The organism is Psychrobacter sp. TB67, from assembly GCF_000511065.1.
GTDB classification, from domain to species: Bacteria; Pseudomonadota; Gammaproteobacteria; order Pseudomonadales; family Moraxellaceae; genus Psychrobacter; species Psychrobacter okhotskensis.
In genome coordinates this window covers 25639-51766 of record NZ_AYYA01000055.1, presented here as the reverse complement: position 1 = coordinate 51766, position 26128 = coordinate 25639, and the positions used below count along the sequence as shown (strand labels likewise).

17 protein-coding genes are annotated in these 26128 nt (G+C 43.7%); 6 read left to right on the top strand and 11 right to left on the bottom strand.

Features of this window, described 5'->3' with window-relative positions:
• Positions 1-216 precede the first annotated feature (216 nt).
• Complete coding sequence (locus W293_RS0109885) at positions 217-2031, bottom strand: vWA domain-containing protein (RefSeq protein WP_025652273.1); 1815 nt, start codon at positions 2029-2031, stop codon at positions 217-219.
• 348 nt (positions 2032-2379) lie between these two features.
• Between W293_RS0109885 and parC the strand changes: the two genes are divergently transcribed.
• The 3 genes from parC (at position 2380) to W293_RS0109870 (ending at position 7085) form a co-directional block, all read left to right on the top strand.
• Positions 2380-4683, top strand: a complete 2304-nt coding sequence (gene parC, locus W293_RS0109880; protein WP_025652272.1) for a DNA topoisomerase IV subunit A — start codon at positions 2380-2382, stop codon at positions 4681-4683.
• Positions 4684-4875: 192 nt separating this feature from the next.
• Positions 4876-5892, top strand: coding sequence for a nucleoid-associated protein (locus W293_RS0109875; protein WP_025652271.1), 1017 nt, complete (start codon positions 4876-4878; stop codon positions 5890-5892).
• 2 nt (positions 5893-5894) lie between these two features.
• Complete coding sequence (locus W293_RS0109870) at positions 5895-7085, top strand: hypothetical protein (protein ID WP_025652270.1); 1191 nt, start codon at positions 5895-5897, stop codon at positions 7083-7085.
• Positions 7086-7132: 47 nt separating this feature from the next.
• Here the strand turns inward: W293_RS0109870 and W293_RS0109865 are convergent, their stop codons facing one another.
• Positions 7133-7732 (bottom strand): hemerythrin domain-containing protein, encoded by a 600-nt coding sequence (locus tag W293_RS0109865; RefSeq protein WP_025652269.1) that lies wholly within the window; start codon positions 7730-7732, stop codon positions 7133-7135.
• Positions 7733-7976: 244 nt separating this feature from the next.
• Between W293_RS0109865 and W293_RS0109860 the strand changes: the two genes are divergently transcribed.
• Complete coding sequence (locus W293_RS0109860; RefSeq protein WP_025652268.1) at positions 7977-9512, top strand: cryptochrome/photolyase family protein; 1536 nt, start codon at positions 7977-7979, stop codon at positions 9510-9512.
• Positions 9513-9574: 62 nt separating this feature from the next.
• Positions 9575-10402: a Cof-type HAD-IIB family hydrolase gene (locus tag W293_RS0109855; protein ID WP_025652267.1), complete on the top strand. Its 828-nt coding sequence runs from the start codon at positions 9575-9577 to the stop codon at positions 10400-10402.
• Positions 10403-10530: 128 nt separating this feature from the next.
• On the opposite strand, the gene W293_RS0109850 is transcribed toward W293_RS0109855, so the two are convergent.
• The 3 genes from W293_RS0109850 to W293_RS0109840 form a co-directional block, all read right to left on the bottom strand.
• Positions 10531-10956: a hypothetical protein gene (locus W293_RS0109850; RefSeq protein ID WP_156915617.1), complete on the bottom strand. Its 426-nt coding sequence runs from the start codon at positions 10954-10956 to the stop codon at positions 10531-10533.
• Between the two features lie 208 nt (positions 10957-11164).
• Positions 11165-11428 carry a hypothetical protein gene (locus W293_RS0109845; RefSeq protein WP_025652264.1) on the bottom strand — a complete coding sequence of 88 codons (264 nt, stop codon included), beginning with the start codon at positions 11426-11428 and terminating at the stop codon, positions 11165-11167.
• Between the two features lie 137 nt (positions 11429-11565).
• The gene (locus W293_RS0109840) at positions 11566-12363 is read right to left on the bottom strand and encodes a 3-oxoacyl-ACP reductase (RefSeq protein WP_051395094.1); all 798 of its coding nucleotides are present in this window, start codon (positions 12361-12363) and stop codon (positions 11566-11568) included.
• 303 nt (positions 12364-12666) lie between these two features.
• On the opposite strand from W293_RS0109840, the gene W293_RS0109835 reads away from it, so the two are divergent.
• Entirely contained in the window at positions 12667-13800 is a 1134-nt protein-coding gene (locus W293_RS0109835; RefSeq protein WP_025652262.1) for an ABC transporter substrate-binding protein, read from the top strand.
• 86 nt (positions 13801-13886) lie between these two features.
• On the opposite strand, the gene W293_RS0109830 is transcribed toward W293_RS0109835, so the two are convergent.
• From W293_RS0109830 to aroB, 6 genes are all read right to left on the bottom strand, one after another.
• Positions 13887-15122, bottom strand: a complete 1236-nt coding sequence (locus W293_RS0109830; protein WP_025652261.1) for an FUSC family protein — start codon at positions 15120-15122, stop codon at positions 13887-13889.
• Positions 15123-15365: 243 nt separating this feature from the next.
• Entirely contained in the window at positions 15366-16601 is a 1236-nt protein-coding gene (locus W293_RS0109825; RefSeq protein WP_025652260.1) for an FUSC family protein, read from the bottom strand.
• 250 nt (positions 16602-16851) lie between these two features.
• Positions 16852-18273 carry a glutamate synthase subunit beta gene (locus W293_RS0109820; protein WP_025652259.1) on the bottom strand — a complete coding sequence of 474 codons (1422 nt, stop codon included), beginning with the start codon at positions 18271-18273 and terminating at the stop codon, positions 16852-16854.
• Positions 18274-18408: 135 nt separating this feature from the next.
• Entirely contained in the window at positions 18409-22872 is a 4464-nt protein-coding gene (gene gltB, locus W293_RS0109815) for a glutamate synthase large subunit (RefSeq protein WP_025652258.1), read from the bottom strand.
• 909 nt (positions 22873-23781) lie between these two features.
• Entirely contained in the window at positions 23782-24876 is a 1095-nt protein-coding gene (locus W293_RS0109810) for a hypothetical protein (RefSeq protein ID WP_025652257.1), read from the bottom strand.
• A gap of 113 nt (positions 24877-24989) precedes the next feature.
• A complete protein-coding gene (gene aroB / locus W293_RS0109805) occupies positions 24990-26114 on the bottom strand; it encodes a 3-dehydroquinate synthase (protein ID WP_025652256.1) in 1125 nt (374 codons plus the stop codon).
• Between the last annotated feature and the right edge of the window lie 14 nt (positions 26115-26128).

Genomic DNA, 26128 nt, shown 5'->3' with positions numbered 1-26128 from the left:
TAAATAGCCCTTTGTTCTTTAACATACACACTTTATACAAACTACTCAATACAAAAGATTGCTACCTGAGTTCGCAAAGTACCTTGACGCACTATATTATTTTTTATATCAATAGCTTACCTGATAATTGATAGCAGTTGACAGCAATTATTACCATATTTCAATACTGAACATTTATCTATTTATATCAGCCATCGTAACCTAATAGCCGTTTCATTAGCGTTTGCTGTCGAGCGCACTAGCAAGTTCTGTTAAGGTCACAAAGTTACGGCGCGTGCCCTCTTTATCGCTATTTGGTTGCTTGGTAAAGGTATTTGTCGCCAGTTTAGAGCTGTCACTATATTGCCAATCATTGATATAGTCACTCTGACTTAAGCGTTGACCAAATCCTGCAACGGCGATGGCAAACTGGGTATCTACATTGGCACTGTCTAAAGACTGGCTACGCTTATTAATCGGTTGATTAATGAGCTTAGAGCTGCCACCTTTTGGCGCTTTATAGCGAATTTTTAGATAGCCAAGCTCATTTAGTGCCTGACTGTTTTTGACGCTAGATTTGCTATCGCTATCACTATAACGGCGGTCGCTAAACAATCCTTTTGCACCAGTTGATGTCACTTCAAACAATGCAATGACTGCCTTACCTGCTCCCAACTCGCCGGCATCGATTTTATCATTATTAAAATCCTGCTCGTTCAGTACACGGTTTTCATAACCGATTAAACGCCACTCGCTAACCACATTTGGATTGAACTCCACTTGTACCTTGACGTCTTTGGCAACAGTGTTAAAGGTCGCTGCCAGCTCATCGCCAAAGACTTTTTTGGCTTCAGTCAAACTGTCGATATAGCTGTAATTACCATTACCGTTGTCCGCCATCTGCTCCATCATATAATCGTTGAGATTGCCACGACCAAAACCGACAGTCGATAGAGAGATACCACGATCACGATTGGCTTTGACCAAGTCCAACATCTCGTCGACGTCACTAATACCGACATTGAAATCGCCATCGGTGAGCATGATAATACGATTGATACCGTCTTTTTTCAGCGCTTGTTGCGCTTGTCTATAGGCCAGTTTTAAGGCGTCTTCGCCATTGGTCGAGCCAGCAGCATTTAAGCTCTCTATGGCAGTAAGTATTTTGGCTTTTTGATTGCCCTTGGTCGCAGGCAATGCCACACTTGTACTGCCCGAATACGTGACAATGCTAATACTGTCTTGCGCGCGCATCTGCTCGGTGAGCAACTTCAATGACGACTGTGCTAATGGCAGTTTATCGCGTGATGACATGGAGCCTGACACATCGACCAAAAACACTAAGTTGGCGGGCGGCATAACTTGATTGGTGCTTTTATTAGACCAGCTATTATCAACTGCTTTAATCCCAACTTTGACAATTTTATTATCCTGATCGGCCTTGTCCCACGGCGAATCAACCACTTCTGTTGCGACCACAAAAGGTGCATTGGCGATACGTTTGCCATCATCAAATTGATAATTAAAATAGTTAATCAACTCCTCTACGCGCACGGCATCGACAGGTGGCAGCTGCCCGTCATTAAGATAGCGGCGCACATTGGCGTAGCTGCCAGTATCGGTATCGATGGATAGAGTGGCAACCGCCATCTCAGTAGTGCGGTGTACCGGATTGGCGTCGTTTTTTTGATAATTATCACGGTCTTTTGGCTGTACAATGATTCCTGATAATGGTCGTACACTCAACTGCGGTGCAGCGTTTATCATTCTAGTATTGGCGCTTTTCGTATAGAAACTACTTGGCGCTATCATCTCTGATTGTGCTGATGTTTCTACCACTATGACAGGTGACGTAATATTTTGGTTTGACGCTGTTGCATCTTGCGTGACGGTACTGCTCGATGTCTCCGTCATCGGTTTACTTACCTGTGATGAGCTACACGCCGTCAGTCCCATCATACTGGCGACAGCACTGACTAATAGCGCATTTTTGGTTAAAGAATGAGCATGCGTTCGTGATAAATAGACAGGTGATATAGATGACGATGACATAATAGCTACTCCATATGATAGACGGCTTGGATAGACAGTTCGATGATAATGGTTCTGTGTTAAAGCTTTTATAATAATTATTGCTGAGCACTATTGCATAGTGCCTTATGAAACAGGCGTTTAGTAAAAAGGCAAACCATATGCGTCTAATTCACTATACTTATCTTATTTTGTAAAAGCTATCAGCCAAAGTGCCATCAGTACATCTATCTGGCACGTCATGACCTGTCGTCTATTCTGACTTATACCTTTTTAATTTTGCCAATATCCTTTACGATAGCACTATCCTATTTGCACACTTGCACCAATTATTTATATCTATTAAAACTGATAAGTGAACCCTATTTTATGCCTGATATTATTGATAACAGTCCTGCGATTCTATCTGATGATGTGATGGATACCCGCTCCGTGGCGGAATTCACCGAACAAGCCTATCTCAACTATGCCATGTACGTCATCATGGATCGGGCGTTGCCCAATATCGCTGACGGCCTAAAACCTGTCCAGCGTCGTATCGTCTATGCCATGAGCGAGCTTGGGCTAAAATCGACGGCGAAAGCGAAAAAGTCTGCGCGTACCGTCGGTGACGTGCTGGGTAAATACCATCCGCATGGTGATAGCGCCTGTTATGAGGCGATGGTGCTGATGGCACAGCCGTTTAGTTATCGCTATCCGCTGATCACTGGTCAAGGTAACTGGGGTAGCCCTGATGATCCCAAGTCCTTTGCCGCGATGCGTTATACCGAAGCTAAAATGTCTGCTTATGCCAATACTTTGCTTGCAGAACTCGGACAAGGCACGGTCGATTGGCAAGATAACTTCGATGGCACCATGCAAGAGCCAACCACTCTGCCTGCCCGCCTGCCGAATATTTTATTAAACGGCACGACTGGTATTGCCGTCGGTATGGCAACCGATATCCCGCCGCATAACCTAAATGAAGTGGTACGCGCAGCGATTCGCTTGCTAAAAAATCCTGAGCTATCGGTTAAGCAATTAACCCAATCAATACCAGCACCTGATTTGCCAACGCCAGCTGAAATTATTACCAGTAAAAAAGACTTGCAGTCGATGTATGAGACTGGTCGCGGCAGCTATAAAATGCGCGCCACCTTTCATATTGACCCAAAAGAAAAAAATCTCGTCATCATCGATGCGCTTCCTTACCAAGTGTCAGGCAATAAGATTCAAGAGCAAATCGCTAAGCTCATGACGGATAAAAAGCTGCCTTGGATTACTGATATTCACGATGAATCAGACCATGAAAACGCTTGCCGTATCGTGCTTGAGCTAAAATCTACCCGCGTCGACGTGCAGCGAGTAATGAGCCATTTATTTGCCAGTACCGACCTTGAAAGCAATTACCGCGTCAATATGAATATGATTGGCCTAAATGGTAAACCTCAAGTCAAAAACCTCAAAGAAATCCTTGAAGAATGGCTCGTCTGTCGCCGCTCAGTGGTCACGCGCCGTTTGCAATATCGCCTCGATAAGATTGATAAGCGCTTGCATATCCTTGCAGGTTTGCTGATTGCTTATCTGAATATCGATGAAGTCATTCGTATCATTCGTGAAGAAGACGATCCAAAATTATCATTGATGCAAGACTATGACCTGACTGAGATACAAGCCAATGCTATCTTGGACATTCGTCTGCGTCAGCTCGCTAAACTAGAAGAGATTGAGCTTCGCCGCGAGCAAGATGAGCTGGCTGCTGAACGCGCTATCATTCAAGAATACTTGGACAATCCAGACAGCCTGACCAATCTGATGATTGATGAGCTTACCGCCGATATGAAAGAACACGGTAACGAGCGCGTGGCACAATTGGCAGAACGCGAAGAAGCGCAAGCGCTCAAAGAGTCGGATCTCATACCGAGTGAGCCGATTACCGCTATCTTATCCAAAGCGGGATGGATACGCGCGGCCAAAGGTCATGATGTCGATGCTCAAGGCATGAGTTATCGCTCAGGCGATGGCTATCAAGCCTACGCGCGCGGTAAATCCAACGAAAAAATCTATGTCCTCGATAGCACTGGGCGTAGCTATAGTATCGATGCGCACAATCTCGCTTCCGCGCGTGGTCAAGGTGATCCGTTGACCAGCGTGCTCAAACCGCCAGCAGGTGCAAGTTTTGAGCAGTTGCTCACAGGCAAAGATGATGAGCGTATCATCCTCGCCAGCTCCGCAGGTTATGGCTTTATCAATACAATCGGCAACCTCGATAGCAACCAAAAAGCGGGTAAAAATATCATTAACTTCGCTAGTGATAAAAGCTTGCTTCCCGTCGCTCGGATCGATGCGCCAGTCGAGAATACTGCCAATAGTGAAGATAATGACAATACTATTAAGCATACGCCTGACCACGTCGCCGTCGTGACGAATGCCGGATATTTACTCATCTTTGCGTTAGAGGATTTGCCTGAGCAAGCACGCGGAAAGGGCAATAAGATGATTACCCTCAAAGGCGATGAAGAGGTATTAGCTATCACCCCAATGAGCTTGCAAGATAGCTTGATCATTACGGCGGGCAAACGTCATGTGACCTTAAAGCCGATGGATTTGGCAAATTATAAAGGCAGTCGCGGTAATCGTGGTGGACAGTTGCCAAGAGGCTTTCAGAATGTGACGAGTGTTGAGGTTGGGTGATTAGGTCGAATATAAAACATCTTAATAAAAAGGCATCTTAAGATGCCTTTTTTCGTTTATAATCTACAAATGTCTATAAAAATTAAAAGTAGTTTAATTTCAGATGTGACGACACTACTTGACGTCTAATACATACGTATACTTCCCATCTATATTCATCTAGCTATTACTAAGTTAAAATAAGGGTTATAAATGATAGAAAATATTACTTATCATATTCTTCACAAAGAGCAAGGAACTACTGAAAACGTTAGGATTGAAATCAACCCTGAAGTATTAAATATTTCAGACACAAGTCATGAGTTGCTTAATCAGCTAATTGATCGTTATAGAGGTAAAGCAGGTAAAGGGTATGGAAAATTTGAAGAGGATATCGACAACTTCCCAATATCAACTATATTAGAAAACTACCTTAATGAAGATCATTCAGATGACTTTGCTATAACAACAGAACGCTTAATGAATGTACTCAAAGCACGAAGCGAAAGTCAAGCTGGAGCCAAAGGGGGTAAAATTGCTTTCATACATTACACTGAGGCAAATGAAGATTATTTCCTAATAGCATTGCTCACTGAAAAAACTGGTGTAATGGCAAAAGACTGGAACTTAACCCTAGATGAATTTCTGAATATAGATAATATGAGGTTCGCAGGTCGAATTAATTTGAATGAATGGCAAGATGTCAATTGCGATAAACGTTACATCAGCTTTCTTAAGGGTCAAGGTAATGTATCTGATTACTTTAGAAGATTTATGGGTTGTAACGATGCAGTAATGGCGAATTTCGAAACCAAAAACTTAGTTACTTTTATTAATAATTTTGCAACGGAACAAGGTATGGATTTAAATGAACGGAAAATTCTCTCAGAGAATGCTAAGTCTTATTTAAGCCAGTTGTCCGAAGAGAATGAACCATTTATTTTACAAACTTTCGCTAATAACATTTGGTCTGAAAATCCTCAAGTTTTTATTGATAGTATTGAGCGTAGCGGTGAAGAAAACGGTACTTCAATATCAGATGGCTTCATACCTCATAAAACAGCACTAAGAAGGCTTACCGTTTTTACACATAAAACTCAGCATTGGAGTATGAGCTTCGACGCTACAGCTATTCAAAATGAAGATGTTCGCTATGAGAATGGTAATATTATTTTAAGCAATCCACCTAGTGATCTAATCGCCGCTTTTGGTGCCAATAATACAGAGTAAAAATGACTATTATTTTTTCACAGTTAGTTAGTTTATATCGTGAAGCCAAATTTGATAACGAATTGGTTTGCGCAGATTATCACATTCAAAATAGCTCAGATCTTGATTTAGTATGCGAACTACTGGCTGATAACAATTTTGAAAAAACTCAAATAACTCATGTTTCTGGTGATTTATCTGTTGGTAATATCTTAGAACTACAAATAAACCCTCCTAGTACTAAATTAGGATGGCTATACCAAAGTGTGGAGGAATTTGTCAAAAGCGACTTCCCAAAGACCCTGTCTACAACCTCTATATCTAAAAACCCCTACTATATCGTTAAATTGGATTATTATTCGAAAGACTGTGAACCCTTAGATATTATAACTAACTATGATACCGTTAAAAGATTGTTACAACATTTAGCCTCTATATGTATATATCCTGATGTAAGTAATAAGAAACTAGTGTTTTTCAGTAAATATACTTTTGAAGTTAGCTATGACATAGCTAACCGTGTAGGCGAATTTATTCAGATATTTACTGATCTTAATCAAAAAACTAAAAAGGTTATTGAAGATTTCTGTGATTGGCTAGATGACGATCAAGCAAGTAAACATCTCAGCGAAAAAAAGGCCATTCTTTCATATGTCCTTGCTAATACTCGAGAGAATGAGGAAGAGTTAAACCTAATAGATATAGTATTAGAGATTCAAAATATTTATAACGCAACTCTTGCACAGTTTGATTTGTATATTGAAGACTTCAGATATGAAAAGTTCGTCAAAAAACTTGAGGAAAATAGTGAAAAGTTTATAAACCGCGTTAATGATAGTATTTCAAAAATATTATCGCAGGTATTAGCCTTGCCAATCGCTGCAGCTATACCAGCGTTGCTAAGAAGCAATCAGATACAGGTCGACTATGTAGGCCATATTATTATTGCTCTTGCACTGATTGCTTATGCTACTATTTGTTATTTTGCTTTGACTGTGCAAAGTGAAGTTCTTAGTAATATCAAGACTCAGGTTGAACAGTTTGAAGATCATGGAAAAATCCCATCTAGCTTAAAGGAGCAATGGGGAAAGGATAAGAAACAAATCAACAGTCTTATACAGAAACAAAGGCATCTTTATTACGTCATGATGACAGTTGTGTTTTTAGTAATTATTTATGGTGGCTCAAAATTATTTTCAGCAATTTTTAGTTAATTTCACTAATTTATTTCTTGAAGCTTTAAATACAGTATCTTCCTCTCCTAACCCTGCCTCAACCCCAAAATAGGAATCACCAAGTCTTCCTCATCGGTCAAATGTTGCAAGAGTAAATCGGTTGCATCCACCAAGGTTTGATGCAATTGCTCTGCCAACGCTTTATCCTCAACCTCACTTCTCGCCAGCGTATCGTTTTGACTTTGCAATTTATCCAGTAGCGCATTGAGATACTCGTGATCATGACCTAATATCTCAAAAGCAGGCGCGAGTGCAGGATACATGCTCACAAACTCTGGGAAAAACCCATCGTCCTCTACCCCATGGTGTTGATGCAACTTTAAGATATGCATATTGATACGTTTGAGGATTTGTGAGCGATATTCCGCCCAATCAAACTCGCCATCAATATAAGCCTCGCTAATTTGAGTGAGGATGCGTTGGCGTTTACGAATATTGGTGTGCACCTTGAGCCAACCTGAAGTTTTATAGGCATAATCGGCGGCAAACCATTGATCAGGTGGCAGCTTATTGTATAAAAACAACCAATCTGCCTCTAAGCGGCTATCTGGATGTCTTGGCGCGAGACTGAATAAATCATCGTCGAGGGCTTGTTGGCTAGTATTGTTTTGGACGAAATCAGTCATTAGGGAGTCCTCGTTTTTATTGTTAGCGTTCAATTTTTACGGCTTAACTCTTTATATTAATAATTACTATATGGGGTTTTTTATCCCTTCTTTATAGTGGCAACCAAGCAAAACACTTTTCTAATCTTCGCAACAATAGTATTAAAGACATTGTTTGGGCGCGAAACCAGTAACATAACCCACCATTACAACCTCATAACCGCTCATTTATAATGGCTTGTCTTAGTGAATATAAGCTTACGCCATGAGTAAACGTATCAGCCTAATTTTCCCGCATCAACTGTTTGCTGATACCTCGCTTTGGCAAGAGGAGTGCTACCTGATTGAAGAGGACTTGTACTTTACCCAGTTTCCTTTTCATAAACAAAAGCTAGTCCTGCATCGTGCCAGTATGAAAGCCTATGAGCAGAAATTAATTAATGCGGGCAAAACCGTACATTATATTGACTCATCACATGAGCATAGTGACTGCCGCCAGCTCATTGCTAGCTTTGTCAGTATTAAGCATGAGCCTGATACTGACATTAATAATAGCGATGCCATTGCAAAAATATACTGCATTGATATCGTCGATGACTGGTTACGGATGCACATTCAAGAAGCCATAGTAAAAGCTGATATTGAGTTTGATGTTTCGCCAACGCAAATGTTTTTGAACCCGCTACCTATCTATTGTGACTTCTTTAAAAACAATCGACTGTTTCATCATGACTTCTATATCCAAGCGCGAAAACGTGAAAACATCCTTATCGATGACGAGCAAAAACCTATCGGTGGGCAATGGTCATTCGATGAAAACAATCGCAAAAAGTATCCACGTAAACAGACACCGCCTGCGGTCGAATTCCCTGAATTAAGCGTATATTACGAAGAAGCAATAGCGTATGTTGAGGACAACTTTATCACGCACTACGGTGAGGCCAATCCTGACTTTCGCTATCCGACCAGTCATATTGAGGCCGAAGCTTGGCTAGAGAATTTTTTATCGAAACGCTTCAAAGACTTCGGTAAATACGAGGACGCTATCGTTGCCGACGAGCACGTTTTGCATCATAGTATTTTAACCCCAATGCTGAATACGGGACTGTTAACGCCTGAACAAGTCATCACGCGCACGCTTGAGATTAGCGAAGCATATGACATTCCTATTAATTCCTTAGAAGGCTTTATACGCCAAATCATAGGCTGGCGTGAGTTTATGTATGGGCTCTATGAGTCTATCGGGCGTAAGCAGCGCACGAGTAATTTTTGGGGTTTTAAACGTAAGATACCGCCAAGCTTTTATACCGGTGATACCGGCATTGAGCCGATTGATACCACGATTAAAAAGCTGCTTAAAACCGGCTACGCGCATCATATCGAGCGCCTGATGGTTTTTGGCAACTTTATGCTGCTGTGTGAGTTTGATCCTGATGAGGTTTATCAATGGTTTATGGAGCTATTTATTGACTCCTATGACTGGGTCATGGTGCCCAATATCTATGGCATGAGTCAGTTTGCCGATGGTGGTCTTATGGCGACTAAGCCGTATATCAGTGGTAGTAATTATATTAATAAAATGAGTGATTATCCCGTTAAATCCAAAGGCGAGACATTAGAATGGGCGGCGATATGGGATGGCTTGTTTTGGCGCTTTATGCATGTCCATCGTGACTTTTTTGAAAAGAATCCGCGTATTGGTATGCTACTATCGATGTGGGATAAGATGGATAAAGCTCAACAAAAAGAGCATCTAAAAAATGCTAATGATTTCTTAAAAAAACTTGATAAAGAAACTTAAGCTAGTATCTATAAAATAACACTTGCAATAAAAAATAAAGTATAAAACTATAAAGGATATTTATGTTTACCGAATTCAAAGCCAGCGGCGCCTCAAGTACCAATAAAATTCCAACGCCAAAGATCATCTTTTTTGATATTGATGATACGCTAAGTCGTGCAGGAATTATCGCAGAACACAATCAAGCCACTTTAGAAGCCTTAGCCGACAGCGATGTTAAATTAGTCATCTCCACAGGTCGCTCAAAAGCCATATTACCGCCTGACATTTTAGCGTTACTTGAAGCCGATGTCCTCGACGCTATCATCTGTATGAATGGTCAATATAGCTTTGATAACCATAGCAGAATCAGTCACTATCCATTATCAGATATGCAAACGGCTAAAATCGTAACGCTGTGCCAAGCCAGTCAACTTATTCATAAATTCGATTCTGCGACGCATATCGCGTGGTCAGATGAAAACGATCGTCTGCGAGAGTTTAATGCGCGGACGCCGAACTCAATCGTTGATCCCTGTTATTACCAAAGTAATGAAGTCTATCAGTGCTCGGTATTTTTTAATAATCAGGTCGATAAAATGCAAGATATCGATTTTGCCTCGGATGGATTGAAATTAGTACATTGGCATCATATTGGCGCGGATATTCTACCGAGTGACGCCTCAAAAGCGCGTGGCATTCTCGATGTTTGTGAATATTATGGCATCGATGCTAGCGACTGCATGGCGTTTGGTGATGGGATGAATGATTTGGAGATGTTTGATTTGGTAGGCTTTGCCGTAGCAATGGGCGATGCGCAACCGGATTTGATTGCGCGTGCAGATTTTGTCACAGGCACGATTGAAGAGCGTGGTATTCAGTCAGTGCTTGAGCGTTTGGATCTAAGCTAAGCCTTATACAGTTTCAATTTCATAGTTATCTAAACTAACAATAGTAAGATGTTGCATAATACTGTATTTCAAAATTATTAAAGTCTCTGACTATTTTTATTGAAAGCTTTATTAAAAAATACTTACCTTTAATTTTGCTCTTCGTACGGAAATGGAAAGTACTGGCTGCACTCATCTTTATAACAACCAAAGCTATACTTAGAACCATCGCTGCATTCTACATAGCCATAAGCACCAGCATTTAAAGTAATCTCACAAATATTATTATGTATTTTGATATCTTTGAATGTCATATCACAAGTGGTTATAGAGTTCATGATATAAATATCTCTATCAGACTCTTGTGTGACCAATGATAAGATATACTTTAAATCTTTGTGGGTTAGCGACCATAAAATACCATTGTCTGTTACATCGCCTTTAATCGAGGTATCTGCATCAACACATACCGTCTCATAGACTTTATTGTTTTGCCCTTCTTCTTGGCAGGCAGTTGTATATATAGCTATAAATAGTATAACGACAACTTTATAGATATTTTTTGAGGCGATCATAAATGACTTCTCTTCACTAACATTTTTATCAGGCCACTTTTTATTCATTTCTAGATTGAAAGTTTTTAGTCCTAATTACGTACTAAATAATGAACAACGCAAGCAACCATTTTTAATCTGTTATATTGTTAACTTGCTTATTTAGCCACTTTTTTTCAAACATGACTAGGGGCTGTATAGGTTGAAATTTTAACCCGAAAAGAAAGACTCAACCCTTCGCTGCAATCAATCCATAAACCCAACTACCCATTTTATAAAATTCGACCATAATCAAAATAAGCACCACCGCTGCCAATACATAAGCTAGCCAGTTGGGCACACTACTCAACCAACCAATCGTAAATGCCAAGCCCATATAAGTCTCAACTGGCCAATTAATAATAGCGGTCGGTGAGCCAGCGTTAAACAGCGTCATAAAGGCGACGATACCAAGCACAGCCGTGATTATTGCAGCACGTTTACGATTATTCATCTCATTCCTCTTCTTAATTCAATCAAGTTGCTTATCAAGTGATTCATCTTTTAATTTTGAAAACCTATACATTTTTTAGTGTCTTAATCTATGCCACTAACCGCTCAAGGCATTGTTGATTCATCGTTGAGGTATCGTTAAGGCATCGTCAAACCACCATCCACAGCAATGGATTGACCAGTAATAGCCGCACTCAAATCCGATGCCATGAGCAATACAGCATTGGCAAAGTCATCCACTGAGGTCGCTTGACGTAACGGTGTGGTGCTGGCGATATAATCAAATACCTCTTCAGTTGTTGAGCGGCTGGCGTCCGTGGTTTTAAGCAAGCCACCTGCCAACAAATTCACGCGGATACCATGTTGACCAAGCTCAGCGGCTAAATTACGCGTCAGTCCAATCAACGCCGATTTGGCAGTCGTATAGTCGTAATAAGTGACCACAGGATTATAAACAAGGTTGGTTGAGATATTGATAATCTTGCCCATTTTTTGCGTTTTCATTTGTGGTAGTACTGCTTGTACGGTATTAACTGCGCCTTTGACGATGCCATCCATTTGCTGGGAGAAGTGCGCCCATTTAACGGTTTCAATACTGGTATAGTCGGCACTAGGATTAAATTGGTAGCTTGGCAAGGCGTTATTGACCACTATGTCAATGCGCCCGTAGCGCGCAACGACCGCCTTTGCCAGCGCTTGTACTTGCTCAAGTTCAGTGACATTAGCTTGATAAGCAAATGCTTGCCCGCCAGCAGCGACGATGTCGGCAACGACTGCCTCAGCAGCCTCTTTACTATTGAGATAATTGACACAAATGCTTGCCCCTGCCGCTGCCATTTGCTGGGCAATTTGTGCGCCTAGTCCACGACTGGCACCAGTGACGATGGCGACTTTCTCAGGCAATAACGCCGGTATAACAGTGTTATTCTGGGTCATGATGTTGCATCCTTTATTATTATGGTATGGTTGGTCTATTCACGTTATTGAAAATACGGTATAAAAATAAACCAGCTCATCATAGCATGATTGCTTCCTTTGATTGCTTTACCTAGGCTGGGCTATTCTGACACTGCCTTCGACTTGTAAGGCATTGCCTATCGTAATGTCTATTCGCGATTGCCCTTTAAATTACTGGGTATAATAACCATAACAGGGCAACTATCGGTGCTGAGCCTGTAATCATTAGCCGCCTTTATTTATTTTTATCGATTTGCCTTACCTTTATCTAGGAGAGATATTTTGACTCATTTATCATCGCCCCATGCCACTGCCAACACAGCGGCGCGTAACGGTCGTTTAGTACCAAAAGCCTTATTAGCCATGGCAGTCGGCCTAGCACTGGCCAGCTGTAGCAACGCTGACAATGCCGCTGATGGCAACGCTACTGCTAGCAATGAGACGCTAAATCTGTATAACTGGTCAGAGTACATGCCGCAAGAGATTTTGGATGGCTTTGAAGAAGAGACGGGCATTTCGGTCAATTACACCACCTTTGACTCTAACGAAGCCATGTACGCCAAGCTCAAACTACTCGATGATTCTAGTCAGTATGACTTAGCGATTCCATCGACGTATTATGTCGAAAAAATGGCCAAAGAAGGGCTATTGCAAGAGCTTGATAAATCTAAACTGAGTAACTTTAAAAACCTCGATACCTCATTTACCAATACCAAGGTTGACCCTGAGAACAAATACTCAATTCCTTATATGTGGGGCAGCACTGGTTTGGCCATCAATGGCGATTCGGTCGATCCTGCGACGGTCAATAGCTGGAACGATCTGTGGAAACCTGAGTATAAAGGTCAAGTGATGCTGACCAATGATGTACGCGAAGTGTTTGGTATGGCGCTCCTCACCCTTGGCTATTCGGGTAACAGCAGCAATCCTGACGAGATCAAAGCCGCTTATGACAAGCTCACTACCTTGATGCCAAACGTCAAAACCTTTAACTCAGATGCGACACGCATGCCTTATATCGAAGGCGAAACGTCACTCGGTATGACGTGGAATGGCGAAGCCGTCATGGCCAATGACGAAGGCTTAACCAGCTTGGTCTATAAGTACCCAAGCGAGGGCGCGATACTCTGGATGGACAACTTTGTCATTCCGAAGAACGCCAAACAGGTGGATGCCGCGCACAAATTTATCGACTACCTACTGCGTCCTGAGAACGCCAAGATTGTCAGTGAAGAGATTGGTTATGCCTCGCCGAACTTGGCAGCGCGTGAGCTGATGGAGGAAAGCGTGCGTAATAACCCAACCATTTATCCTAGCAAAGAGGTGTTGGCCAAAGCTGAATTCCAAGAAGACGTCGGTGATGAAGCCCTGCAAGTGTACCAGCAGTATTGGGATAAGCTAAAAACGGGTCGTTAATACAGAAGGCTAGAAAAACACGCCCTAAAAATATTGTTTAAGTAAAAACGCTGACTTGTGAGAGTCAGCGTTTTTATTTGTTTTCTTCATAAATGTAAATCTGTCTCGCTGCCTTTATGCTCAATACGGCGCTGTTCACGGCGCTGATAACGCAGGCCAGAAGCAGCAAACCATTGCGGCTTGGTCTTTTGTAATAAATCACTTAATCGCTGCAACTGTACTTGCAGAGTTTGGGTCAACCAAAAATAGCCCTGCCACTCAAAACCTAAATTCTGCACGCTCGGATACTCTGATACCGCGATGCGAGTAATGGGGCGAAATACCTCATCGTTTGGGCTACGTAATACCGCAGCCATATGCTGCATTGCCTGCGTTAATTCGTGCTGATAATGGATAAGCAAAATATGATTTTCATCGTCAATCTCGATATTTGCCAAGCGCGGTGCGGCACTTAACAGCAAATCAATGGTACCGATAATATTACGATGGGTACGCTGAATGGTTTCTAGCGTTTCTTTATCAATGCCCGATTCACTGGCAGTCGCTGCGATATGCGGACGCACGGCAAGCAAGCGCTTATTAATCTTTTGTAACGCCTTCACCAAGGCTTTATTGACGGGTGTATCCGGTATAGAACTGCTCGATGGATAAATAATACTGGCTGAACTGGTCGCCTTACTATATTTAAACGGCTTGGGTACTAGTACATCGGCATCAATATGATTGCCCACTCCTGCATACAAATTGCTGCACGTCTCAAGATTGCTGGCCAACAAAAACCGCCACATCAACGTCGACTTCAGCGGTAAAATTAATGTTGCTGCGACCGCCACCCCTGCGCCAAGCAAAATATTAAACGCGCGATATAAGCCATCTTGGGCAATACTGCTGTGGTCAGGACTCGATACAATCATCAGCATGGTAATGCCTGTTAGCAGCCCAATATAACCCAATTGCTTGACCGCCACATAACCGATTATGCCACTGATAATGCCAATCAGCCCATAATACAACCACAGCCAACCACCGATATCTTTAATCAACCATAAGAAGCTAAGCCCGACCAACACTCCAAGCAAAGTACCCAATATCCGCTCTTTAGCCTTGGTATAAATCGCGCCCTGATATTGCAACAAACCCAAAATTACAAACACGGTAATGGTCGTCCACTCGCCATGTGGCAAGTGCGTAAACTCATTTAACAACAGTGCAATAAGTACGGCCACACCCAAACGTATGGCATGCAAAATATCCGCATGCTGGTAGCGGGCATAAGGCTCTACAAACGGTGCCGTAAATCGTTGCCAAAAAGTCGGTTTCACGCAGGGTATCTCTTATAATAAAGGAATAAAAAGGTGGTTAAATCCTAGCTACTGGCTTAACCACGAATAAAGCGATGGTCAAAAAATAACGCCTTTTACCTATTAAAAGATAAAAGACGTCAAAGGTCAAAACATGCTAGCACATAACGACAAAAAAACATCCGAAGAAGATAGCATTTGGCTATTGATAACACTAAGAGACGCTGACAAGTAGTTGCAAGTGGGTGTCAGTATCTCTGTTACTTACAAGTGTAAGTCTGACTCGCCACCCTGCTCTTTCATTCTACGCTGCTCGCGCCTTTGATAGCGCAGACCAGAAGCAGCATACCACTGCGGTTTGGTCACTTGTAGCAGATCACTTAGCTGTCGCAGTTGAGTTTGCAACGTTTGCGTCAGCCAAAAATAGCCCTGCCACTCAAACGTTGCAGTCTGTACGCTAGGATATTCTGATAGCGCAATACGCGTAATCGGTCGAAAGGTTTGATCGCTTGGACTGCGTAGTACTGCTGCGATATGCTGCATGGCTTGTGTCAACTCGTGCTGATAGTGAATCAGTAGCGTATGGTTTTCATCATCGATATCGATATTCGCCAAGCGCGGCGCCGCACTGAGCAATAAATCGATGGTACCGATGATATTGCGGTGGGTACGCTGAATCGTTTCTATGGTTTCTTTATCAATGCCTGATTCGCTTGCAGTGGCAGCGATATGGGGCCGTACTGCGAGTAGTCGCTTGTTTATTTGCTGCAGCGATTTTAACAATGCTTTATTGACAGGGGTATCTAGAGTAGCGCTATTTTTGGCATTATTCAGGCTCGCTGAGCTTGTCGCTTTAGTATAAACAATCGATTTAGGAGCCACTATTTCAGCATCGATATGATGCCCGACACCAGCATAAATAGTGCTACAGGCCTCCAAGTTATTTGCCAATAAAAAGCGCCACATTAAGGTAGATTTGAGGGGCAAGACCACTGTCACTATGACCGCAATACCCGTACCAATTAAAATATTGAGTGCGCGATAGACACCATCTTGCGCTATGTTAATTTGATTTAAATTAGAGACGATCATTAGCATAGTAATGCCAGTCAGTAATCCGGTATAGCCTAGCCGCCTGACCGAAAAATAACCAATAACCCCACTGATCATTCCAATCAGCAAGTACTCTATCCCTAACCAAGCACCCGTCCCTTTATTGAACCATAAGATCGCAAATGCCACGACAATACCTAAAACTGTGCCCAGTACTCGCTCTTTGGCCTTGGTATAAATAGCGCCTTGATACTGTAGCAATCCTAAAATAATAAAGACGGTGATCGTCGTCCATTCTCCGTGTGGAAAACGGCTTATTTGATTGGCTAACAGCGCAAGTACGATGGCTGCACCTATACGTATGGCATGCAAGATATCAGCGTGCTGATAGCGCGCATAAGGTTCAATAAATGGTGCAGTAAATCGTTGCCAAATTTTTGGTTTCACGCACAGGTACTCTTATTAATTGAAGAATATGTAGTCAGTGAGAAATAATATCGAACCATCATGTACTGCTGATATCGATTTTTCTTGCTACTCTAATTTTCGTGAATGGCATTAGACGTAAAAGACTAAGCGTTACTTAGACATTAGCAGCATAACCAGCTATCAAAAAAAACGTCTTTTGCCTGTTAAAAGGTAAAAGACGTTTGAGAACAAAGCAAGGCAATCAGTCACTGGATGTAAATCAAACCCATTAAACCTCTAAGAAGTCCAAAATACCTTCAGCGGCTTCACGCCCTTCCCAAATGGCGGTTACGACCAAATCAGAACCACGTACCATATCGCCACCAGCGAAGATTTTGGGGTTTTTGGTTTGGAATTTAAAGGTTTGCTTTTCGAGAGCCAAAACACGGCCAGAGCTGTCCATCGCCACTTGCTGTGACTCGAACCAATCGGCAGGACTAGGGCGGAAGCCAAAGGCCATAATCACTGCATCACAAGGGATAATCTCTTCAGAATTTACAATTGGCTCTGGACGCTGACGACCACGATTATCAGGCGCACCTAAATGGGTCGTCACGACTTTTACGCCTTTGACCTTACCATTTAAGCCAATGATTTCGGTTGGCTGACGGTTAAATAAGAACTCAACACCTTCCTCGCGGGCATTGACTACTTCGCGGCGCGAGCCTGGCATATTTTCTTCATCACGGCGATAAGCGCAGACGACTTGCTCAGCGCCTTGGCGGATACTGGTGCGATTGCAATCCATTGCTGTATCACCGCCACCGAGCACCACCACTCTTTTGCCTTTAAAATCGATATACTCTTCGGGATTTTTTTCCCAATCGTTACAACGGTTCACGTTGGCAATCAGGTAATCTAGCGCATCATAGACACCGTCTAACTCCTCGCCAGCGAAGCCGCCACGCATATAAGTGTAAGTGCCCATACCCATAAACACCGCATCGTACTCGCCTAATAGCTCATCGATACTAACGTCGGTACCGATTTCTGTCTCTAGACGAAACTCGATACCCATGTCTTCAAAGATGACCCGGCGATTGCGCATGACGTCTTTTTCCATCTTAAACTCTGGAATACCAAAGGTTAATAAGCCGCCGATTTCAGGACGTTTGTCAAAGACAACTGGTTTAACGCCATTTCTCACCAAGATATCTGCACAGCCCAAACCTGCAGGTCCTGCGCCAATGATAGCGACTTTTTTGTCCGTCCAAACCACGTCAGACATATCAGGTCGCCAGCCAAGCGCAAAGGCGGTATCGTTAATATACTTCTCAACATTACCAATAGTGACCGCGCCAAAGCCATCGTTCAGGGTACAAGCACCTTCACATAGGCGATCTTGGGGACAGACACGGCCGCAAACCTCAGGCAAAGTATTGGTACGGTGGCACAACTCAGCGGCTTGGAATATCTGCCCTTCGGCGGCCAATTTGAGCCAGTTAGGAATGTAATTGTGTACAGGACACTTCCACTCGCAGTACGGGTTACCACACTCAAGACAGCGATGTGACTGCTGCGCCACTGGCTCACTCTCGAATGGTTTATAAATCTCGACAAACTCCGTTGAGCGCGTTGCGATGTCTTTTTTAGTCGGCTCAAGCCGAGGCACATCTAAAAACTGAAAACTATTTTCTAAGCGTTTTGCCATGGTGTTATCTCTTTTATAGTGGGTGATAACAGCCAATATCTGCAGCCTCAATGAGGCAAATTTACGGATAAGGGCTGTCATTTACCTGCTCAAAACCTATGAGTTAAGATGCTCGTAAACCTATTACTGACTGAGCTACTGTGGGTCAGCCATCGTGGTCTTAAGCAAGCTTGCAATGTTTGCCGCTTTTGGCTTCACCAAGTAAAACTTGCGCACGTAATGCTCAAAGTCAGCCAAAATAGTCTGACCCCACGCGCTACCAGTTTTATCCACATGAGTCTCAAGCACTTGTTGTAAGTGAATACGATGACCTTCCGTCTGCTCGCTTGAGATACGGTTTAAGTCAATCAATTCATGATTACAACGATCAAAGAAGTCCCCTTCCATATCGAGCACATAAGCGAAGCCGCCCGTCATACCCGCGCCGAAGTTAAGACCAGTACGACCAAGAATAGTCATGATGCCGCCCGTCATATACTCACAGCAATGATCACCCGTGCCTTCGATGACCGCATGCGCGCCAGAGTTGCGCACCCCGAAGCGCTCGCCTGCTGTGCCCGCTGCGTACAACTTACCACCGGTTGCGCCATATAGACAGGTATTGCCGATAATGGCAGTATCTTGCGCGGTAAAGCTAGAGTCTTTGGGTGGATAAATGACAATCTCGCCACCTGCCATGCCTTTGCCCACATAGTCATTGGCATCGCCTTCTAGCTCAATATGTAAGCCACCAGCATTCCAGACGCCCAAACTCTGCCCAGCAGTACCCGTCAGATGCAGTTTGATTGGCTTCTCATTCATGCCCAGATTGCCCCATACTTGCGCAATCTCACCTGAGATACGTGCGCCAATGGAACGATCACAATTACCGACGTAATAGCTATAATCGCCGCCATTACCTTGACGAATATTGAGCAGCATATCGCTAATCATTTGCTCCGCAAGCAAGCCTTTATCAAACGGCTCATTACGTTCTACCTGACAAGTCTGCGCTTTGCCGCTACTGGCTGGATGGCTAAATAACAGCGGCGACAAATCTAAATGACGCTGCTTATCGGTATTACCCTCTAGCACATCAAGCAAGTCTGTACGTCCGACCAACTCCTCCATGCTACGCACACCCAATGCAGCAAGCCACTCACGCGTTTCGGTGGCGACAAACTTAAAGAAGTTAATCAGCATTTCTGCTTCGCCAATGAAATGCTCGTCACGCAGTTGGGCTTTTTGGGTGGCAACGCCCGTCGGACAGTTATTGAGATGGCAAATACGTAAATACTTACAACCAACAGCAATCATCGGCGTCGTACCAAAGCCAAAGCTTTCGGCACCAAGGATAGCGGCTTTAACCACATCAAGACCAGTTTTTAGACCACCATCGGTTTGGATACGTACTTTGTCTCGCAAGCCATTGACGCGTAATGACTGATGGGTCTCGGCAAGACCCAACTCCCACGGCGAGCCAGCATGGTGAATAGAGGACAACGGTGACGCTGCCGTACCGCCATCATAACCTGAGATCGTGATCAAGTCGGCATAAGCTTTTGCCACACCAGTAGCAATAGTACCAACGCCCGGACGTGAGACCAACTTGACCGAAACCAAGGCGTCTGGATTGACTTGTTTTAAGTCAAAAATGAGCTGTGCCAAATCTTCGATAGAATAAATATCATGATGCGGCGGCGGTGATATGAGCGTTACCCCCGGCACAGAATAGCGCAGACGAGCAATCAAAGCATTGACCTTACCGCCCGGCAACTGACCACCTTCACCCGGCTTGGCGCCCTGCGCGACTTTAATCTGCATGACTTCTGCTGAGCGTAAATACGCTGGGGTCACACCAAAACGACCCGAGGCGACTTGCTTAATTTTTGAGTTACGCAGCGTGCCATAACGTACAGGATCTTCGCCGCCCTCACCAGAATTTGAACGCCCACCAATGGTGTTCATTGCCATCGCGATGGCTTCATGGGCTTCAGGAGACAACGCCCCTAACGACATACCAGCCGAATCAAAACGGGTTAAAATTTTGGAGATATCTTCGACTTCATTAACATCGATGGAGTTGTCCGTCTTCAACTGCAATAAGTCACGCAAGGTGGCAACCGGACGACTATTGACCAAATCGGCATAATGACGATAATTGTCATAATCACCCGTACGTACAGCGGTATGCAGGCTATTAATCACATCTGGATTAAAGGCATGATATTCTTTATTAAAGACAAACTTCAATAAACCACCTTGATCCAGTGGCGCACGACGTTTAAAGGCATTGGCGGCTAGCTGTGCTTGATCAGCAGCCAAGTCTGCAAAGGTAGCGCCTTTAATACGGCTTTGTACGCCTTTGAAACACAAGCTCACGACTTCTTCAGAAAGGCCAACGGCTTCAAATAACTGTGCACCGCGATAAGAGACAATGGTAGAAATACCCATTTTTGATAAGATTTTTAGCAAACCTTTATCTAAGCCCTTACGGAAATTAACCCGCGCTTGAATCGGATCGCCCAATAGCTCACCGGTTGCAACCAAATCATCAATGACATCATAAGCCAGATATGGATAGACACAAGTCGCGCCAAAGCCAATCAATACTGCTATTTGATGCGAATCACGCGCGAGACCCGTCTCAATGATTAAATTGGCATCAGTACGAATACCTTGACCAATGAGGTAATGATGCACCGCACCCGTTACCATAATGGCATTGGCCGGTACTTTTTCCGCATCGATGTCTTTATCAGACAACACAATCAACGTCTGCCCTGCCCGAATGCTGCTGGCCACTTGCTCACAGATAGCAGTGATGGCCGCTGATAGCTCTAAGGTGCGATCATAGTTTAGGTCAATACGGGCAACCTTAAACGCTGGATCATCCAAAGTTTCAAGCTGCTGCATTTTGCTAGCGGACAATACAGGCGACGATAAGATAATACGGTGTGCATCTCGCGCAGATGGCGCAAACACATTGGTTTCAGCGCCCAAGCAAGTCTGTAGCGACATCACGATCGACTCACGCAGTGGATCAATCGGTGGATTGGTCACCTGAGCAAACTGCTGACGGAAAAAGTCCCCGACATGGCGAATCTGCTGTGACAGTACTGCCATGGGCGTATCATCACCCATCGAACCGACTGGCTCTTGCGCATTTTCGGCATTAGGCCGAATGATTTCTGTGCGCTCTTCATTGGTAATGTGATACATTTTTTGCAGCGCTTTTAGCTTATCACCGCGGCAAGCTTGTGCTGCCAACTCTTCTTCTAAGCGCTCATCATCGCGGATACGAGTGGCTTCTTCGCGTAACCATTTACGATAGGGATGGGCTTTTTTCAATAAGGTCGCAATCGCTTTGGTATCTAAGATTTGACCAGTTAAAGTATCAATGACTAGCATCTGACCTGGTCCTACCCGACCTTTTGCCAGTACATCCTTTGGCGCATAGTCCCAAACGCCTACTTCTGACGCCACAGTGATATAGCCATTTTTAGTCGTCACCCAACGTGAGGGGCGTAGACCATTACGGTCAAGCATACAGACGGCATAGCGTCCATCTTGAATCACAAGACCTGCTGGGCCATCCCATGCTTCCATATGCTGCGAGTAAAACTCGTAAAACGCCCGCAAGTCCATATCCATGCTATCGACATTTTGCCATGCTGGTGGCACTAGAATAGACATCGCATGGAACAGATTCATGCCACCAGACATAAGCACTTCAAGCATGTTGTCTAAGCTTGACGAATCAGAGCCCGTGCTATTAACCAGCGGTGTTAGCTCATTCAGATTGGGTAATTTGGCAGATTTTAATTTTGGTGTGCGTGCCTCAGACCAGTTACGGTTACCGGTAATGGTGTTTAATTCGCCATTGTGCGCAAGATAGCGAAACGGCTGTGCCAATGGCCAGCGTGGTAGCGTATTGGTTGAAAAACGTTGATGAAATACCACAATATGTGATGCCAAACGTTGATCTTGGAGATCTAGAAAAAACGCTGGTAGATCTGATGGCATCACCAGACCTTTATAAATAATAGTCTGACAGTTCAGCGAACAAACATAAAACAGCTCGTCATCGACCAGACGTTGCTCTGCTTTTTTACGCGCGACAAACAGCTTACGGTTAAAATCATCCGCATCTAAATTATCAGGCGCATTGACAAACACTTGCTTAAAGTCTGGCAAGGTCTCACGACCAATCTCACCAACGATACTCAAATCAAGTGGCACATCACGCCAGCCAGCAACCTCTAAGCCTTCAGCGATAATCTCTTCGGCGAGTACCTGCTGGCTGTGCTGTGCTTTGGTCTCATCTAAATTGACGAACACCATACCCACAGCAAAGTTATCCGTCACTGTTAACTGTTGCTCGCTAGCAATGTCTTTAAAAAAAGCGGTCGGCGTTGCCAGTAGCAAGCCACAACCATCACCCGTCTTGCCGTCAGCAGCAACACCACCGCGATGGGTCATACAGCTGAGACTATGAATAGCCGTTTTTACCAAATCATGACTGGCTTGTCCCTCAATATGAGCAATCAAACCAAAACCACAGTTATCAGAAAAGTCATCCGGCGTGGCCAAATGCGTATGGGAAGAAATCATTGACATAGCTTGTCCTTTTAAGTAAACGGGCAGCTTATATATCCAATGCGGAACATAAACTGGTGACCGCAGGCAGAACGGGCTGGTAGGTAAATATTCGTATATCCGAATTAATAAATGACGTGCAGCTCAGTAGATAGTTATGTTGTGAGCGTGAGATAACCCCCTGACTCTTACAGTCGCTTGATAGTCTGATAACAGACAAACGGTGTTATAACAAAATGCACCAATAAATAGTCAGTAACCGCCCATGGCAACTGGATAAAAAATACCCCGTATACCAGTTACTCACTCGTCAGCACGTACCTTAACGTTTGGCGTTATATCCTACTAGCGCGGCTTAGTCGACGGCTAGTTGAGCATGCGAAAATATGACATTTGACTAATTTTGAATATCAGACGCTCTATATTCAAGCGCCTTAATGACCCTAATAGCAGTGACAATAAGAGGGATTTTGCGATTTGCAATAAGCTTACTGTCGATGGCAAATCGCTGCGCTTGAGACAACAATCGCTTAGTACGCAACTATGTTATCACTAATAGTACGTAACTAAATGACTGTGCGTTAAATCGTTATTTACGATAACTATACAGAGCGTTGCCCATAGTCATCTTAGTTAATGACGGACAAAAAATCTAGTCTTTTCTGTCGATTCATCAGCCAGATTTTGTAAGAGCTTATATTATGAGTTGCTAATAAACAGTCAATAACTCACTGCAATGGCTTTTACAGCTATAGGATACGAGGGTTTTTAAAGCTGCTTTGACGAAGTTCTTTTAACCTCTATCTTGGTTAGTTGTCTAACAAAATAGGCAAGTATGTAAATGAGCAGATAGACAAACATAAAAAAACCTCACTAAACAAACGTTTTAGTGAGGTTTTTTTAGGGCATAGCACTAACCATAACCAAAAATTAATTGCTTTTTTCTTCGATCAGCTCTTTTATACTGTCATTATTGGCTTTAGGCGCACTACTATTGCTGTTTTTATTAGCGGCATTCGAGCCATTATTTGTACTATTAGTCGAACTTGGCGGCTTAGGCGTTGGTACAACCGGCGGTTTTTTTAGCGTGCTATTATCAATTGTAGGTTTTTTGGCAGCTTGCTCAGGCTTACGAGTATCATCGTTTTTAGCGCTCGGAGCGGTCAGTGTTTGCTCTTCATTGCCGACGGTACGCTCTTCATTGACCGATAGGGTCGCAGAGGTATCGACCGATTGACGAATGCTTTCATCATTACTATTGTTAGCCGCTTCTTGACCACTACGACTGGTATTATTGCTTGCTGCTTGCTCATTAGCACCATCACTATCATTAGCTTGCACTTTCTGACGGACTGGCACTTCACGTTTGGTCGGGCGCAAATTTACAGAGCGCGTGCGTCTCGCACTCAAGTCTTTCACCGGATCAGGGCGCTCATAATTGTCGATGATACTGACGTAGCGATTGATCTCTTCAGGTAAGACACGCACATTGGCCGGCAGCCTAAAGTCAATCAATTTGGCAGCACCAACGGCCTCTTGCGGGCTGCTCATCAAACCATAAGTCAGCATATAACGGACTTGATTGTTGTCATCAAGGTAGCGAAAGTAGGAAAATTTCGCACGGTCTTCCCGACCTTCTAAATAACTGACGATCACCTCGTTTTCCGCAACATTCATGACCTGTACAGTCCATTTGCCTTTGTTAGCCAGCAGATAACGCTTGTCTTTAAACTCATCAGGATAACTGCGCAAATCACGAACGGTCGCATCAAAATTGATCGGCTGCACGTCCGTATCCAGCTCATGCAATGATTCAATGGCCAATGGCTGCTCAAGTTCGGTGCTCGTTGTTTGCGGCGCAGATATCGGCGCATTTTCAATCTTGGCACCCATCGCTGGCGTTTGACTAAACATCCAAACCAAAGCGGTGACGACGCCTAGCAACAGGGTCACCAACAACCAAATCAGTGCTTGACGGCGATATGATTGGCCAGCGTTACGAGTCGACGAGCTAGATGCTGCCATGAGGATGTCCTTGGTGAAATAGAGTTAAACGCTTTAAACCTGTGCTCATGCCAATACAGTAGTGACTAACAGCTCCATTGCAATGGTTCGCTTGCAAGGGTTTAGTGATATCACTAAATTTGACGTTCTGATGAGCTGTGCTGTGACAATACGTCAGTAAGAAGCTCAGCATCGAAATCATTGGTTAATACCGCGTCACCCAGTGATTTTAACAAAATAAGGCGGATTTGTCCGTGTTTCACTTTTTTATCATGCCCCATCAAGTCTAAAGCCGTCTGAACATCAATAGCAGGTGGAGTGATAGGTAAATTGGCCAATGTCAAAACGCGTTTAATACGAGCCACGTCTTCGCTCGTTAACCAGCCAATTTTTTGAGACAGCTCGGCTGCTTGTACCATACCAACGGCAACCGCCTCACCATGCAGCCAATTACCATAGCCTTCGTGGGTTTCGATCACATGACCAAAAGTATGACCGAAATTTAATAGCGCCCGTACACCCGACTCTCTTTCATCTTGCGCCACGACATCGGCTTTGTATTGACAGCAGCGTTTGACCGCCTCGCCAAGTACTGCCAAATCTAACGCCATCATCGCTGGTAAATTGTGCTCAAGCCACGTTAAAAATTCCGCATCCATAATAAGTGCGTATTTAATGACCTCTGCAAGACCTGCTGATAGCTCACGCGCTGGCAAGGTTTTTAATGTACTCATCTCAGCAAGCACCATTTGCGGCTGCCAAAAAGCCCCGATCATGTTTTTGCCTTGTGCGTGATTGATGCCTGTTTTGCCGCCAACGCTTGAATCCACTTGTGATAATAGTGTGGTTGGAATTTGGATAAAGTTGACACCGCGCATAAAACTGGCTGCTGCAAACCCAGTCATATCACCAATGACACCGCCGCCGAGAGCAATCAATGTCACATCCCGATTGAAATGCTCGGCCATGAGCGCATCATAAATCTGGTTAATGCTCGTCTGATTCTTATATTGTTCGCCATCTGGGAGTATACATACCTTCACGATGAACTGCTTTGCCAATGGTGCCTCTAGCGCTGCCAAGTAAAGCGGTGCAATCGTCTCGTTGGTGACAATTAATACTTGCCGACCAGTAATATAGGGCATGATTTGCTGAGCCATAGCGCTTTGCTCAGTGCTGTTTTGTTCAGTAATGACAATAGGATAATCATGACTGTGCGTGTGTACGGTTAAGCCATCATGAAACAGTGGCGTTGCCATGAAAGTCTCCTTGA

Excerpts from the sequence above, each read along its gene's own strand:
- W293_RS0109820 (WP_025652259.1), bottom strand. The coding sequence starts at position 18,273 with ATGGCAAAACGCTTAGAAAATAGTTTTCAGTTTTTAGATGTGCCTCGG.
- W293_RS0109865 (WP_025652269.1), bottom strand. The coding sequence starts at position 7,732 with ATGACTGATTTCGTCCAAAACAATACTAGCCAACAAGCCCTCGACGAT.
- W293_RS0109855 (WP_025652267.1), top strand. The coding sequence starts at position 9,575 with ATGTTTACCGAATTCAAAGCCAGCGGCGCCTCAAGTACCAATAAAATT.
- W293_RS0109875 (WP_025652271.1), top strand. The coding sequence starts at position 4,876 with ATGATAGAAAATATTACTTATCATATTCTTCACAAAGAGCAAGGAACT.
- W293_RS0109840 (WP_051395094.1), bottom strand. The coding sequence starts at position 12,363 with ATGACCCAGAATAACACTGTTATACCGGCGTTATTGCCTGAGAAAGTC.
- W293_RS0109885 (WP_025652273.1), bottom strand. The coding sequence starts at position 2,031 with ATGTCATCGTCATCTATATCACCTGTCTATTTATCACGAACGCATGCT.
- W293_RS0109850 (WP_156915617.1), bottom strand. The coding sequence starts at position 10,956 with ATGATCGCCTCAAAAAATATCTATAAAGTTGTCGTTATACTATTTATA.
- W293_RS0109860 (WP_025652268.1), top strand. The coding sequence starts at position 7,977 with ATGAGTAAACGTATCAGCCTAATTTTCCCGCATCAACTGTTTGCTGAT.
- W293_RS0109870 (WP_025652270.1), top strand. The coding sequence starts at position 5,895 with ATGACTATTATTTTTTCACAGTTAGTTAGTTTATATCGTGAAGCCAAA.
- aroB (WP_025652256.1), bottom strand. The coding sequence starts at position 26,114 with ATGGCAACGCCACTGTTTCATGATGGCTTAACCGTACACACGCACAGT.
- W293_RS0109845 (WP_025652264.1), bottom strand. The coding sequence starts at position 11,428 with ATGAATAATCGTAAACGTGCTGCAATAATCACGGCTGTGCTTGGTATC.
- parC (WP_025652272.1), top strand. The coding sequence starts at position 2,380 with ATGCCTGATATTATTGATAACAGTCCTGCGATTCTATCTGATGATGTG.
- gltB (WP_025652258.1), bottom strand. The coding sequence starts at position 22,872 with ATGTCAATGATTTCTTCCCATACGCATTTGGCCACGCCGGATGACTTT.
- W293_RS0109810 (WP_025652257.1), bottom strand. The coding sequence starts at position 24,876 with ATGGCAGCATCTAGCTCGTCGACTCGTAACGCTGGCCAATCATATCGC.